Raw genomic sequence first — 14247 nt, forward strand, 5'->3', positions numbered from 1 at the left:
AACACATCGTCCAGCCGCAGGACACTCGAATCGACGCAGCGAAAGAACCCACCCATGTGCCAGCACCAGCCACCCTGTCCGACCGCTGACTCCAACGACCGGGAAGCCGCACGTCTGATGGCCCACCACCCGGAACAGGGCTGGAGCCTGCTGTGCAACGGCGTCCTGCTCTTCGAGGACACCGGCGAGCTGCTCCCCGACGGGCAGATCATCGCCCCTCACCGCCCGCTGAAGAGCGGTCAGGTGATGAAGGCCGCCTGACCGCGGCCGACGGAACACGGGGGCCGGCCCGGAGAAGTCTCCGCACCGGCCCCGACGCGTGTCCGCATCCCTACTGGTCGTACTCGTCCAGCGGCGGGCAGGAGCAGACGAGGTTGCGGTCACCGAACGCACCGTCGATCCGGCGCACCGGCGGCCAGTACTTGTCCGAAGGTGTGACGCCGGCCGGGAAGACCGCCTCTTCGCGGGTGTAGGCGTGCGTCCACTCGCCACCGAGCGCCGCCGCCGTGTGCGGGGCGTTGCGCAGCGGGTTGTCGTCCCCGCTCCACTCGCCGGAGGCGACCTTGTCGATCTCGCCACGGATGGCGATCATCGTGTCGCAGAACCGGTCGAGCTCGGCGAGGTTTTCGCTCTCCGTCGGCTCGATCATCAGCGTCCCGGCCACCGGGAACGACATGGTCGGCGAGTGGAAGCCGTAGTCGATCAGCCGCTTGGCGATGTCGTCGATGCTGACACCGGTCGCCTTGGAGACCGGCCGCAGGTCCACGATGCACTCGTGCGCGACCAGACCGGCCGGGCCGTTGTAGAGGACCGGGAAGTGCGGTTCGAGGCGCTTGGCGATGTAGTTGGCCGCGAGTACGGCGACCTGCGTCGCACGCTTCAGGCCCTCGCCCCCCATGAGACGTACGTACGCCCATGAGATCGGCAGGATACCGGCCGAGCCCCACGGAGCGGCCGAGATCGGCCCGACGCCGGTCTCGGGGCCCGCCGCGGGCTGGAGGGGGTGGTTCGGGAGGTACGGCGCCAGGTGGGCGCGTACTCCGACCGGGCCGACGCCCGGGCCGCCGCCGCCGTGCGGGATGCAGAAGGTCTTGTGCAGGTTCAGGTGGGAGACGTCACCGCCGAAGTGGCCCGGCTTGGCGAGCCCGACCAGCGCGTTGAGGTTGGCACCGTCCACGTACACCTGGCCGCCGGCGTCGTGCACCTCCCCGCAGATGTCGGCGACGTGCTCCTCGAAGACGCCGTGCGTGGAGGGGTAGGTGATCATGAGGACGGCGAGCTCGTCGTGGTGCTGCGCGATCTTGGCCCGGAGATCCTCTATGTCGACCTCGCCGTCGTCGGCGGTCTTCACCACGACGACCTTCATCCCGGCCATCACGGCGCTCGCGGCGTTGGTGCCGTGCGCGGAGGACGGAATCAGGCAGACCGTGCGTCCGTGGTCCCCGTTGGCCCGGTGGTACGCGCGCACGGCCAGCAGACCGGCGAATTCGCCCTGCGAGCCAGCATTGGGCTGGATGGAGACCGCGTCGTACCCGGTGACCTCGGCGAGGCGCTCCTCCAGCTCCCGGATGAGGGTGAGGAAGCCCTGCGCCTGCTCGGCCGGCGCGAAGGGGTGCAGCGCACCGAATTCGGGCCAGGTGATCGACTCCATCTCGGCGGTCGCGTTGAGCTTCATCGTGCAGGAGCCGAGCGGGATCATGCCCCGGTCCAGCGCGTAGTCGCGGTCGGCGAGCTTACGCAGGTAGCGCAGCATCGCCGTCTCGGAGCGGTACTGGTGGAAGACCGGGTGGGTGAGGACGTCGTCGCTGCGCAGCAGCCCCTCGGGCAGCGCGTCGGCCGTCGCGGCGTCCAGCGCCTCGATGTCGCCGCCGGCACCGAAGGCCGCCCAGACGGCGGCGATCCGGGTGCGGGTCGTGGTCTCGTCGCAGGCGACGGAGACATGGTCGGCGTCGACGAGCCGCAGGTTCACCCCGCGCTCACGGGCGGCGGCGACCACACCGGCCGCTCCTCCCGGCACGCGGACGGTGAGGGTGTCGAAGTACGCGTCGTGCACGACGTCGGTTCCGGCTGCCCGAAGCCCCTCGGCCAGGATGGCGGCGAACCGGTGGGTACGCCGGGCGATCGTCCGCAGTCCCTCGGGCCCGTGGTAGACGGCGTACATGCCGGCCATGACGGCGAGCAGCACCTGGGCGGTGCAGATGTTGCTGGTGGCCTTCTCGCGGCGGATGTGCTGCTCGCGGGTCTGCAGCGCCAGCCGGTAGGCCTTGTCGCCGTCCGCGTCGACGGAGACACCGACGAGGCGGCCGGGCAGGCTGCGGGCGAACTTCTCACGTACGGCCATGAAGCCGGCGTGCGGTCCGCCGAAGCCCATCGGGACGCCGAAGCGCTGGGTGGTGCCCACGGCGATGTCCGCGCCCAGCTCGCCGGGCGAGGTGAGCAGGGTCAGGGCCAGCAGGTCGGCGGCGACGGACACGATCGCGCCCAGCTCGTGCGCCTGCTCGATGACGGGCTTGATGTCGCGCACGGCACCGGAAGCGCCCGGGTACTGGAGCAGCACGCCGAAGACGCCCCGCTCGGCGACCTCGGCGGGGATGCCCTCACCGAGGTCGGCGACGACCACCTCTACACCGGTCGGCTCGGCACGGGTCTGGATCACGGCGACGGTCTGCGGCAGGGTGTCGGAGTCGACCAGGAAGACGCCGCCCTTCACCTTGCCGACCCGCCGTGCCAGGGCCATGGCCTCGGCAGCGGCGGTGCCCTCGTCGAGGAGCGAGGCGCCGGAGGTCGGCAGCCCGGTGAGGTCGGCGACCATGGTCTGGAAGTTCAGGAGGGCCTCGAGCCGCCCCTGGGAGATCTCCGGCTGGTACGGCGTGTAGGCCGTGTACCAGGCAGGGTTCTCCATGACGTTGCGCAGGATCACCGGCGGGGTGAAGGTGCCGTAGTAGCCGAGCCCGATCATCGGTGCGAGCACCTGGTTACGGTCGGCGAGGCTGCGCAGCTCGGCCAGGACCTCGGCCTCCGTACGGGCCTCGGGGAGGTTCAGCGCCTCGGCACTCCGGATCACGTCGGGCACCGCCGCGGCGGTGAGCTCGTCGAGGGAGCCGTAGCCGACCTGGGCCAGCATCTTCGCCTGGGCCTCGGCGTCGGGCCCGATGTGGCGCTGCTCGAACGGAATGCCCTGTTCCAGCTGGGAGAGCGGAGTGCGAAGGGGGGTCATGATGGAGGCCTCCTGGTCTGTCACGACCTGCGAGGGGCGCCACGGCGTGGCTGCCCGAACGGCCTCCCCATCTGTCATCTCGACCTGAGAGCTTCACCGGCACGCCCCTGGGGCATACCGGCTTTCACCGTCGGTGAGGGCGGTCACCGTCGCGGCACGTGCCGTACGGATCCCGCCCTGCTTTCCAGAGTGACCTCGTCCGTGCGGTACGGGGGCCTGAGAGATTCCGGGGAGGAGTTGCTCCTTCGGCGCCTCCGAATCGCTCCGGAGGACTCTCCCGCACAGGGTCAGCAGCCGTGGCCCAGCCTACCAGCGGGGCCGGGGCGGGCCCGTCTCGAGTGGCCGACATCCCGGATCTGGCATTTCGTAGTGATGGTGGAGCAGCCGCGACCACCTGATGCAGTTGTGACCAGTGGGAGGCACCGTGCAGACCGACATCGATCCGCGCAGCCTGATCGGCCGCAAGGCCTTCGACCGCCAAGGTGCCAAGATCGGAACGGTGGACGAGGTCTATCTCGACGACGCCACCGGGGTCCCCGAGTGGGCCGCCGTACGCACCGGTCTCTTCACCAGGGACGCGTTCGTCCCGCTGGAGCCGAGCGAATTCGTCGACGGCGCTCTCGTGATCCCCTTCGAACGGGCCCTGATCAAGGACGCGCCGGACTTCGGTGTGGGCCGCCATCTCTCGCCCGAGCAGGAACTGCAGCTCTACCGCCATTACGGACTGGACTCCTCCCCCTCTGCCGGCCCGGGTCCTGACAGGGACTTCGGCAGGCTCGCCGGCCACGAGGAGTAGTCCACCGGGTCCCGCACCAGGCGCAGCGGATCGGCCGGCTGCAGCTGCGGATCATCGACCCGGAACGTCCGCACCCGGCCGGGCGGCGTCCACGGTTCCTCGAAGCGCACGGTGACCCGGCCGACGCCGCTGCCCTGCACCCAGCCGTGCCCGTGGACCTCGTGCCGTACATCGTGCCCGGCCGGCCAGCGCCGCGCGGCCAGTTGCTCCTCACTCTCCCGGGTCTCCCCTCCCGGTCCCTCCTCCGCCGTGCGCTGCCCCTCGTCCGCCGCGGCGTCGGCTGCGACCGCCGCCGCCGCGGATTCCTCTGCGGCGTGCTCCGCGTCGGCGGCCTGCGCGAAGAGGTCCTCCTGCGTGAAGTCCGCCAGCCCCGTGACACCGACTCCGAGCAGCCGGACGCCGCCGGTCGTGTCGACGGCCTCCAGAAGCCGCGCAGCGGCCTCCCTGACCACCGTGGGATCGTCGGTGGGGCCGCGCAGTGTCTCGGACCTGGTGAGCGTCGAGAAGTCGTAACGGCGCACCTTGAGGACGACGGTGCGCCCGGACCGGCCCGCGCCCCGCAGCCGCTGCACGCACCGGTCCGCGAGCCGCTCGACCTCCGCCCTCACGCGCACCCGGTCGTGAAGGTCCACGTCGAAGGTGTCCTCGACCGATACGGATTTGGCGTCCCTCTCGGCGACGACGGGCCGGTCGTCGTAACCCTGCGCCATGCGGTGGAGCGCGACGCCGTGCGCCTTGCCCAGCAGCCGCACGAGCTCCGCCTCTCCCGCCTCCGCCAGGTGGCTGACGAGGGTCATTCCGGCGCGCCGGAGATGGTCACCGGTGGCGGGGCCCACGCCCGGGAGGATGCGTACGGACATGGGCGCCAGGAGCTCACGCTCGGTGCCGGGCTCGATCAGCAGCAGCCCGTCCGGTTTCGCCTCCTCGGATGCGATCTTGGCCAGCATCTTGGAGCCGGCCAGACCGACGGAACCGCTGAGCCCGGTGACGGCTCTGATGACCGTGCGCAGCTGTCCGCCGATCGCCCGCGCGGACGCCGAGTCGTGGGCGACCCCGCCGGCCTCGAGGTCGACGAAGGCCTCGTCCAGGCTGAGCGGCTCGACGAGCGGTGACAGCCGCCCGAGCAGCTCCATCACCTGGTCGCTCACCGTCCGGTAGAGCGCGAAGCGCGGAACCAGATACGCCGCGTTGGGCGCGAGGCGCCTCGCCTGTGCCATCGGCATCGCCGAATGCACGCCGAGACGCCTCGCCTCGTACGACGCGGTGGCGACCACGCCGCGCATCCCCAGGCCGCCCACCACCACCGGCTTGCCGCGCAGGCTGGGCTTCGACGCCTGCTCGGCCGAGGCGTAGAAGGCATCCATGTCCAGATGCAGGATGGTGGGCGCGGCTCTCACATGGACCGATGCTGCCCTACGCCACTGACAACCGCCCCACCCGGCGCACGCGTCGCGCCGTCCCGCCCCGGTGACTCAGCCCGCGCGATTGCGCCGTCGCGCCAGTTCATCGGCGGGGTTGTGGCCGATCAGGGTCTCCCCCGTGTCGACACGTTCCCCGTGGAGCTGGGACAGCGCCGCGTCGACATCCCGCCAGACGACACCGACGGCGATACCGAAGATGCCCTGGCCGCCCTGGAGGAGATTCACCACCTCGTCGGGCGATGAGCACTCGTAGACCGTCGCACCGTCGCTCATCAGGGTCATCCGCTCGAGATCCGTGAATCCACGCGCCCTGAGGTGCTGGACGGTGGTCCGGATGTTCTGCAGAGCGACCCCCGTGTCCAGGAACCGTTTGACGATCTTGAGGAGAACCACGTCCCGGAAACTGTAGAGACGCTGCGTCCCCGACCCGTACGCCGGACGCACGCTCGGTTCCACGAGCCCCGTACGCGCCCAGTAGTCAAGCTGTCGGTAGGTGATCCCGGCCGCCGCGCACGCTGTCGGCCCCCGATAGCCGATGTCCCCTGCCACTCCCACACCGTCCGCTGCCACCACAGCCGGCTGAACCGGCTGTCTGATGGAGTGGTCGGCCGCACTGCCGTGCTGCCGGTACGGCCCACCCGCAGCCGTACCGTCGCCGCTGCTTCTCACGCCGACCTCCGTCCTTGACCTGCCACCTCGAAGGTAGGCAGTCACCAGGGGTGCGTCAACGATCGCCACACTCGGCACGCCGAGTGATAATCACCCTGAGGGTGGTTTCCCGTGACTGATTTACGGGAACGGCTTGTCGGATGCGCTGACGCCGCCTCCGCGGAAGGTCACTGGCTGTTGGTGCCGAAGTCCTCCGGCGAGATCTGGTCGAGGAACTCGCGGAACTTCTCCACCTCGTCCTCCTGCTCGTCCGGGATGGCGATACCCGCGTCGTCCAGCACCCCGTCACTGCCGTAGATCGGCGTGCCGGTGCGCAGGGCGAGCGCTATGGCGTCGGACGGCCGCGCGCTCACCTCGACCCCGCTGGCAAAGACCAGCTCCGCGTAGAAAACCCCTTCACGCAGGTCCGTGATGCGGACCTCGGTGAGCTCCTGGCCGACGGCCTCGAGCACATCCTTGAAGAGATCATGGGTCAGCGGCCTGGCCGGAGCCATGCCCTGCTGGGCGAAGGCGATCGCGGTCGCTTCCCCAGGGCCGATCCAAATAGGGAGGTACCGGTCGCCTCCCACTTCACGCAGGAGCACGATCGGTTGGTTGGAGGGCATTTCCACCCGGACACCCACAACGTCGAGCTCGTTCACACAGCAACCCTAGGACGTGCCCGCCATGTTTGGATAGTCGGGCTCCTCCGCCCTCAGTGGAAGACGGCCTTCAGGGCGCTCTGCACGAGCGCGGCGTGGAGCCGGACGGAGAGGTCCGCGAGCTCCTTGGCGGTGGCCTCCGCATGTGCCCTGGTCTGCGGATTCCGGTGCCGGCGCAGCGGCGCGACCACCTGCTCGACCAGCCCCGCCTCACGCTCCGCGGCCGCCTTGACCGCCCGCAGATGCCGAGGTTCGAGACCGAATCTGCCCAGGTCCGCCACCAGCCGTGCCACATTCACCGCCTCGGCGTCGTAGCTCCCGCCGGCGGCGGGCACGATCAGCCCGTACGCCTCCCACTCGTCGAGCTGCTCCTCGGTCGCCTCGGTGGCCGCCAGGAGTTCGGAGCGTCCGATACGGGCGGCGGTGGCCTGCCCCGGGTCCTGGTCCCGAAGGGCGTCGGCGGGATCACCCGAAGCCCCTCCGGGCGGCAGTGCCGCCTGCTCACCGCGTGCGAGGGCCTCCAGGTGCTCACGGATGACCTTGAGCGGCAGGTAGTGGTCCCGCTGCATGCGCAGCACCTGTGCCAACCGCTCGACGTCGGCGGGGCCGAACTTCCGGTAGCCCGACGGCGTCCGCTGGGGCTCGATGAGCCCCTCCGTCTCCAGGAAGCGGATCTTGGAGATGGTGACTTCGGGAAATTCGTCGCGCAGCTGCAGAAGCACCGTGCCGATGCTCATCGCGCGCTCGCCCGCGGCGGCGGTGCCGTGACCGGCACCGCCTGTCGGTGTTCGCAGCATGGACCTTCCTGGGGATCCCCCCGGACACTGTCCGGGGGAGGGTCACACGCCCCGCTGGCTCGCGTAGAAGACCAGTCGGTACTTCCCGATCTGGACTTCGTCGCCGTTGGTCAGCGCGACGGAATCGATGCGCTCGCGGTTGACATAGGTGCCGTTGAGGCTGCCGACGTCTCCCACGGTGAAACTACCGTCCGGGTTCCTGTGGAACTCCACATGACGCCGCGACACGGTCACATCGTCGAGGAAGATGTCGCTCTGCGGGTGACGGCCTGCCGTCGTCAGGTCACCGTCCAGCAGGAAGCGGCTTCCGGAGTTCGGGCCGCGTCGCACCACCAGCAGCGCGGAACCCGTCGGCAGGGCGTCCACGGCGGCCTGGGCCTCCGGGGAGAGCGACGGGACGGCCGTCTGGCCTGTCGCCTCGGCCTCGTACGCCTCGATACCGGAGATCGAGATGGTCGAGGTCGTCTCCGAGGCACGCTCGGGCACTCCGCCCCTCAGCGGCGCACCGCAGTTGGAGCAGAAACGGCTGGCCTCGGCATTGCGATGCCCGCACCTCGTACAAACCGGCATGGACGAGCTTTCCGGAGCGGGGGCGAACCCTCCACCCGTACTGGAGGTCGATGGTTCCCCGAAACCTATGCGCCCTGCACTTCCGGGGTCAACGGACGACGCGCCGGACCCGCCGGCGCCTCCCTGGACCTCGTCGCGGAAGAGCGGGCGCTCCGAACCCTGCTCCTCGGCACCCTGACGCGGAGCGCGGTGGCGGGCAGCGCTGTTGCTGTCCTCGCGGGCGCTCTTTCCGAACAACTTCGCAAACAACTTCACGGGCGTTTCCCCTTGACCGAAATAGACCCGCCCGTGGGGCAGGACGAACCCTGAATGAACACACCTGCCGACCCGGACATCCTCACAACGTCCGTATCCACCCGACAGTTTCCACCACGCGTCACCGATCCGTTGCGCCGACCCCCCGCAACCTGGCGCCCGTGTCCTTCGATTACAGCGCACCGCCGCCTCACTGGGGCGACGACCGAGCGTAATCAGGCTGCTTCGGGGGGCGCAAGGCGTCCACGACGATGTCGTCGGCGCGCGTCACCTCCGCTGTGGCCTGCTCCTTCTCGAGCGTCTGCACCACACCACCCGGGATGTTCAGGGCCGGCTCCAGGTCCTGCGGCTTGCCGATGACCTTGAACTCGTAGGGAGACTCGACCTTCCGGCCGTCGACTCTCAACTCTCCCCCGTCACCGGAGAAGTATGTGTTGGCCACCACCCGCACGCCGTTGATCTCGATGGCCTCGGCACCCGCCGCGCGCAGCTCCTGGATGGTGTCGAGGAGCATGTCGGCCTCCACCGCGCCGGCCGGGTCACTGATGGTCAGCGTGATCCCGGGGCCGTGCGCGGCGACGGTACCTGCCAGGATACCGAGCTGCCGCTCCTTCTCGAGCGTCTGCTTTCGGGCCTCCTCCGCCTGGTCGGAGCTGTTCTCCAGTTCCGTGCGCTGGTCGTCGAGGCGCTGCTTCTCGTCCTCGAGGCGCTGGGTCCGGTTGTCGAGCTCGTCGAGGATGCGGACCAGGTCCTCCTGGCGGGCCCCGCGCAGGGCGCTGTTGTCGCTGTTCGACCTGACCTGGATGGCCAGGCCCAGACCGAGGACGAACAGCAGGAGCGCCACGATCAGTTGGGCCCTGCTCACCCTGGGCGGCCAGAGGCCTGCCCGCAGCCGCTGGCGTCCCGACGTCTCCTCCGACCCGGCCGGCGGAGAGGGTGCGGGGCCGGGCTCGGGCGCTTCGGGCGCCTCCGGCGGGAGCGCACCGGCGCGTCCCCCGCTGCCGGGCTCGTATGCGTGGCCCGGCTGCCGCCCGTCGTCCTGGCTGTGTTCGTCGCTCATCCCGTTGCTCATCGACCTCACGCCCGGAAGACGTGCCGGCGGATGGCCGCGGCGTTGGAGAAGATCCGGATGCCGAGCACGACCACCACACCGGTGGAGAGCTGGGCCCCGACGCCCAGTTTGTCGCCGAGGAAGACGATCAGCGCGGCCACCACGACGTTCGACAGGAACGACACCACGAAGACCTTGTCCACGAAGATCCCGTCGAGCATGGCCCGCAGTCCGCCGAAGACGGCGTCGAGCGCGGCGACCACGGCGATCGGCAGGTAGGGCTCGACCACCGCCGGCACTTCGGGCCGGACCAACAGTCCGACCACGACTCCCACGACGAGGCCCAGTACGGCGATCACGATGTGCCCTTCCCTGTGTCTGCCGCACCACTGCCCGTGTCTGCGGCCTGAGGCTCTGCTGTACGTACGATCAGGCTGGGCGCGGCCGGAAGGCGCACCTTCTCCTGCTCGGAGATGCTGGTGCGGATGTCGAAGCTCTCGTGCAGCGCCTGAAGATACTGGCCGTCCGCACTGTCCTGGAAGGCCGTGACGAGCTTCTTGCCGTCCCCCACCGCCTGCACCGTGTACGGCGGCACGAGCGGCCTGTTGTCGACCAGTATGGCGTCGCCCGCCGCACGGATCGCCGAGAGGGCCGTCAGCCGCTGCCCGTTGATGGCGATCGCCTCGGCACCGGACTGCCAGAGACCGTTGACCACGCGCTGCATGTCCCGGTCGCGTACCCGCCCGGTGTCGGCGAAACCGGTGGACTCACGGGGACCGCCACCACCCTGGTCGGTGTCCTCGGCGTCGTCCACGACCAGCTTGATGCCGGGGCCTTCGACGGGGGTGGCCCCGGACAGCAGCGCCACCAGGCCGCCCTGGTCCCCACCGTGCTCCTGAAGTGCCTTGCGCTGCCGCTCGCCGACGTCCTTGCGCAGCTTGTCGACATCCGCCTCGAGCGTGTCCGCCGTGGCGGTCTCGGCGTTCACCCGGTCGATGAGCTCCTCGCGTTCCTTGGCCACGACTGGAGCCGCGACCCGGGCCTCAGCGGCACCGAGCGTCACCACGAGGGCCGCCAGCACCAGGCCGGCGGCAAGTCCCAGCTTCGCCTTCAGCGTGCGCGGCAGCCCGTCCCGGCCCTCGGACCGACGACGCGCGGAGGCCTCGGCGTATCCCTCGTCAAGGCTGTGTTCCATCACGGTGGTCAGCAGCGACATCGACGCGTCGGGGCGAGGACGCGGCGGGGCGCTACTCCGATCGGGGGGCGGCTGCGACATGCCGCACATCGTCGCACGTCATGCCTGCTGCCGCCGAATGGCCCCACCGTGGGTCCGGTAGCCGCGGCACACGGCTTCCGGACCCACGGTGGCCTGCTCAGTCCCCCGCGCTGTCCACGACCGCCGCCCATTCGTCGAGCAGCGCCTGGGCCGAGGCGTCGTCCGGGCCCTCGGCCCACAGGTGCGTCACCGCTTCCGCACGGTCGGGCAGCACCATCACCCAGCGGCCGTCGGTCTCGACCACGCGGACTCCGTCGGTGGTGTCGACACTGCGCTCCCCCGCCGCCTCCACGACCCGGCGCATGACGAGCCCCTTGACCGCCCACGGTGTGGCGAGGTCACGGCGCAGCACATGGGCACGCGGGATACGGGCATCGATCTGGCTGAGGGTGAGCTGTGTCCTGGCCACGAGGCCGATGAGCCTGACGAAGGCCGCCGCACCGTCGAAGACGCTGCTGAACTCGGGGATGATGAAGCCGCCACGGCCGTCACCGCCGAAGATCGTGGTGTCCTCACGGCCCACGCGCGTCAGGTCGTCAGGGGACGTGGTCGTCCACTCCACCTGCGTACCGTGATAGGCGGCGACCTGTTCGGCGACGCGGGTGGTGGTCACCGGCAGGGCGACCCGTCCGCTCCTGCGCTCGGCGGCCACGAGGTCGAGCATGACCAGCAGCGCCCGGTCGTCCTCGATGATGCGGCCCCGCTCGTCCACGAGGGAAAGCCGTTCACCGACAGGGTCGAACCGCACGCCGAAGGCGGCCCGCGCGGACGACACGATCTCGCCGAGTCGCACCAGCCCGGCCCGGCGCGACTCGGCGGACTCCGTGGGGCGGGACTCGTCGAGCCCGGGGTTGATCGTCAGCGCGTCCACACCGAGGCGTCCGAGCAGGCTGGGCAGGACAAGCCCGGCACTACCGTTGGACGCGTCCACGACCACCTTCAGGCCCGCGTCGGCGATGCCGCTCGTGTCGACGTTGCGCAGCAGGGAGCCGGTGTAGGAGTCGAAGACGCTCGACGGGAAGTGGAGGTCGCCGATCTCGCCGGGGAAGGCCCGGCGGAATTCCTGCCGGGCGTAGACGCGGTCCAGCTTCTTCTGACGTGCCTGGGAGAGATCGGCTCCCCGCTCGTCGAAGAACATGATGTCGACCGAGTCGGGCACACCCGGAGACGTACGGATCATGATGCCGCCGGCACTGCCCCGTGCGGTCTGCTGACGGGCCACCGGCAGCGGCACGTTCTCCAGGTCCCGGACATCGATCGCGCTGGCCTGGAGGGCCGAGATGACCGCTCTCTTCAGTGCGCGCGCACCACGGGAGTGGTCGCGTGCGGTCGTGACCGTCGCGCCCTTCTTCAGGGTCGTCGCGTACGCGCCTGCGAGCCGGACGGCGAGCTCCGGGGTGATCTCCACGTTCAGGATCCCCGAGACGCCGCGGGCGCCGAAGAGGTGCGCCTGTCCGCGCGACTCCCAGATGACCGAGGTGTTCACGAAGGCGCCGGCTTCGATGGTCTTGAACGGATACACCCGGACATTGCCCTGGATGATCGATTCTTCGCCGACCAGGCACTCGTCGCCGATGACGGCGCCGTCCTCGATGCGCGAGGCACGCATGATGTCGGTGTTCTTACCGATGACGCAGCCGCGCAAATTGCTGTGCTGACCGATGTACACGTTGTCGTGCACGACGGCCCGGTGAAGGAAGGCGCCGGATTTCACGACGACATTCGAGCCGATGACCGTGTGCTCACGGATCTCGGCGCCTGCCTCGATCTTGGCGTAGTCACCGATGTACAGCGGCCCCCGCAGTACCGCGTCGGGATGGACCTCTGCGCCTTCCGCCACCCAGACGCCGGGCGAGATCTCGAAGCCGTCCAGCTCCACGTCGACCTTGCGCTCCAGCACGTCGGCCTGGGCCTTCACGTAGCTTTCGTGGGTGCCCACGTCCTCCCAGTAGCCCTCTGCGATATAGCCGCAGATCAGCTTGCCTTCCTTCATGAGCTGCGGGAAGACGTCACCCGACCAGTCCACGGAGGTGTCGGCCTGGACGTAGTCGAAGACCTCGGGCTCCATGACGTAGATGCCCGTGTTCACCGTGTCCGAGAAGACCTGGCCCCAGGTCGGCTTCTCCAGGAAGCGCTCCACCTTCCCGTCTTCGTCCACGATCGTGATCCCGAATTCCAGCGGGTTCGGGACCCGAGTCAGGCACACCGTGACCAGTGCGCCCTTTTCCTTGTGGAACGCGATCAGGTCCGTCAGGTCGAAGTCCGTGAGGGCGTCGCCGGAAATGACCAGGAAGGTGTCGTCCTTCAGAGCTTCCTCGGCGTTCTTCACGCTTCCCGCGGTACCGAGTGGCTTCTCCTCGTTGGCATAGCTGAGCTCCATCCCGAGTTCCTCGCCGTCGCCGAAGTAATTCTTGACGAGGGAAGCGAGAAACTGGACGGTGACCACGGTCTCATTGAGCCCATGCCTTTTGAGCAGCCGCAGCACATGCTCCATGATCGGCCGATTGGCCACGGGCAGGAGCGGCTTGGGCATGCTTGAGGTCATGGGGCGAAGGCGGGTGCCTTCACCGCCTGCCATCACGACGGCCTTCATGTCGGAAACGTCCTCCTCGAAAGAGACGACGGTCTGGCCGACTTCGCCCGTCGGGGCAACACCACAACTGTCCGGTGCGGGCCGGCGACTCTGCACGGCACCACGTCAACGAGCTAATCGGCTACTTGATCCGCCTTGACCAGACGGCGGACCTGGACCACGTATAGGATCCCTGCCCACCAATAGAGGGTTGTACCCCATCCAGCGAACGCCCATCCGAAAATGGTGCCCAGCGAAGCAAGCCAACCACTTCCGTCGCTGAGCAGCAACAAGGGGAAGGCGTACATCAGGTTGAACGTTGCAGCTTTGCCTAGGAAGTTCACCTGGGGCGGCGGATAGCCGTGCCGGCGAAGGATTCCCACCATCACGAGGAGCATCAGCTCACGGGCGAGGAGCGCGGCGGTCAGCCATAGCGGCAGGATCTCCCGCCAGGTGAGCCCTACGAGGGTCGACAGAATGTAGAGGCGGTCGGCAGCCGGGTCCAGGAGCCGGCCGAGCCTGCTGATCTGGTTCCACCGGCGGGCGAGCTTGCCGTCGAGGTAGTCGCTGACACCGCTCAGCATCAGGACCAGCAGGGCCCAGCCGTCGCTGTTGGGCCCGCCGAACACGGGGCGAAGAATCAGCCACAGGAAGAGCGGTACGCCGACGAGGCGAGCCATGCTGAGGATGTTGGGGATGGTGAGTACTCGGTCCGTCTGAACTCGAGTCTCCTGGACCTCCACCCGGGGGCCTCCTGTGAGGAACGTGCCAATGATGCCCCCTGACCCTACCCTCAGTCTCCGAGGGCCGGTGCACAGGGGTGCGAGGGGTGGCTGTGAACGCAGAAAAGCCCCGTGCCACAAGGGCACGGGGCTTTCCCGGAATAATTGTTCGGCGGCGTCCTACTCTCCCACAGGGTCCCCCCTGCAGTACCATCGGCGCTGAAAGGCTTAGCTTCCGGGTTCGGAATGTAACCGGGCGT

13 protein-coding genes, 1 rRNA gene and 1 riboswitch are annotated in these 14247 nt (G+C 69.1%); of the genes, 2 read left to right on the forward strand and 12 right to left on the reverse strand.

The features are described 5' to 3' along the window. The first annotated feature begins 54 nt into the window (after positions 1-54). The gene (locus ACIQM3_RS11760) at positions 55-261 is read left to right on the forward strand and encodes a DUF5999 family protein (RefSeq protein WP_103759919.1); all 207 of its coding nucleotides are present in this window, start codon (positions 55-57) and stop codon (positions 259-261) included. Positions 262-331: 70 nt separating this feature from the next. Here the strand turns inward: ACIQM3_RS11760 and gcvP are convergent, their stop codons facing one another. Continuing rightward, positions 332-3217, reverse strand: coding sequence for an aminomethyl-transferring glycine dehydrogenase (gene gcvP, locus ACIQM3_RS11765; RefSeq protein WP_401622301.1), 2886 nt, complete (start codon positions 3215-3217; stop codon positions 332-334). A 194-nt stretch (positions 3218-3411) separates the two neighbouring features. Then, a riboswitch (glycine riboswitch) is annotated at positions 3412-3507 on the reverse strand. A 134-nt stretch (positions 3508-3641) separates the two neighbouring features. Here gcvP and ACIQM3_RS11770 point away from each other — a divergent pair. After that, on the forward strand, positions 3642-4013 hold the full coding sequence (locus ACIQM3_RS11770; protein ID WP_401622304.1) for a PRC-barrel domain-containing protein: 372 nt from the start codon (positions 3642-3644) through the stop codon (positions 4011-4013). Here ACIQM3_RS11770 and ACIQM3_RS11775 read toward each other — a convergent pair. The 11 genes from ACIQM3_RS11775 to rrf form a co-directional block, all read right to left on the reverse strand. Beyond that, positions 3935-5410 (reverse strand): DNA polymerase IV, encoded by a 1476-nt coding sequence (locus ACIQM3_RS11775; RefSeq protein WP_401622307.1) that lies wholly within the window; start codon positions 5408-5410, stop codon positions 3935-3937. The two genes, ACIQM3_RS11770 and ACIQM3_RS11775, sit on opposite strands and share 79 nt — an antisense overlap. 75 nt (positions 5411-5485) lie before the next feature. Next, on the reverse strand, positions 5486-6103 hold the full coding sequence (locus tag ACIQM3_RS11780; RefSeq protein WP_401622310.1) for a MerR family transcriptional regulator: 618 nt from the start codon (positions 6101-6103) through the stop codon (positions 5486-5488). Positions 6104-6270: 167 nt separating this feature from the next. Beyond that, the gene (locus ACIQM3_RS11785; protein WP_006123076.1) at positions 6271-6744 is read right to left on the reverse strand and encodes a bifunctional nuclease family protein; all 474 of its coding nucleotides are present in this window, start codon (positions 6742-6744) and stop codon (positions 6271-6273) included. A gap of 53 nt (positions 6745-6797) precedes the next feature. Continuing rightward, the gene (locus tag ACIQM3_RS11790; RefSeq protein WP_401622313.1) at positions 6798-7541 is read right to left on the reverse strand and encodes a MerR family transcriptional regulator; all 744 of its coding nucleotides are present in this window, start codon (positions 7539-7541) and stop codon (positions 6798-6800) included. Positions 7542-7583: 42 nt separating this feature from the next. Next, entirely contained in the window at positions 7584-8366 is a 783-nt protein-coding gene (locus tag ACIQM3_RS11795) for an FHA domain-containing protein (RefSeq protein WP_401622316.1), read from the reverse strand. A 190-nt stretch (positions 8367-8556) separates the two neighbouring features. After that, positions 8557-9426, reverse strand: a complete 870-nt coding sequence (locus ACIQM3_RS11800) for a DUF881 domain-containing protein (protein ID WP_401622319.1) — start codon at positions 9424-9426, stop codon at positions 8557-8559. A 17-nt stretch (positions 9427-9443) separates the two neighbouring features. Then, entirely contained in the window at positions 9444-9776 is a 333-nt protein-coding gene (locus ACIQM3_RS11805; RefSeq protein ID WP_003970459.1) for a small basic family protein, read from the reverse strand. After that, the gene (locus ACIQM3_RS11810) at positions 9773-10693 is read right to left on the reverse strand and encodes a DUF881 domain-containing protein (protein ID WP_401622322.1); all 921 of its coding nucleotides are present in this window, start codon (positions 10691-10693) and stop codon (positions 9773-9775) included. Before ACIQM3_RS11810 ends, ACIQM3_RS11805 begins: the two co-directional genes overlap by 4 nt. A 97-nt stretch (positions 10694-10790) precedes the next feature. Next, positions 10791-13286 carry a sugar phosphate nucleotidyltransferase gene (locus ACIQM3_RS11815; protein WP_401622325.1) on the reverse strand — a complete coding sequence of 832 codons (2496 nt, stop codon included), beginning with the start codon at positions 13284-13286 and terminating at the stop codon, positions 10791-10793. Positions 13287-13399: 113 nt separating this feature from the next. After that, entirely contained in the window at positions 13400-14008 is a 609-nt protein-coding gene (locus tag ACIQM3_RS11820; RefSeq protein ID WP_401622327.1) for a CDP-alcohol phosphatidyltransferase family protein, read from the reverse strand. A 146-nt stretch (positions 14009-14154) separates the two neighbouring features. Then, positions 14155-14247: ribosomal RNA gene (rrf, locus tag ACIQM3_RS11825) — 5S ribosomal RNA — on the reverse strand; the annotation flags it as partial.

Origin of the sequence: Streptomyces sp. NPDC091271 (assembly GCF_044757505.1) — a bacterium.
In the GTDB taxonomy this organism is placed as follows: domain Bacteria; phylum Actinomycetota; class Actinomycetes; order Streptomycetales; family Streptomycetaceae; genus Streptomyces.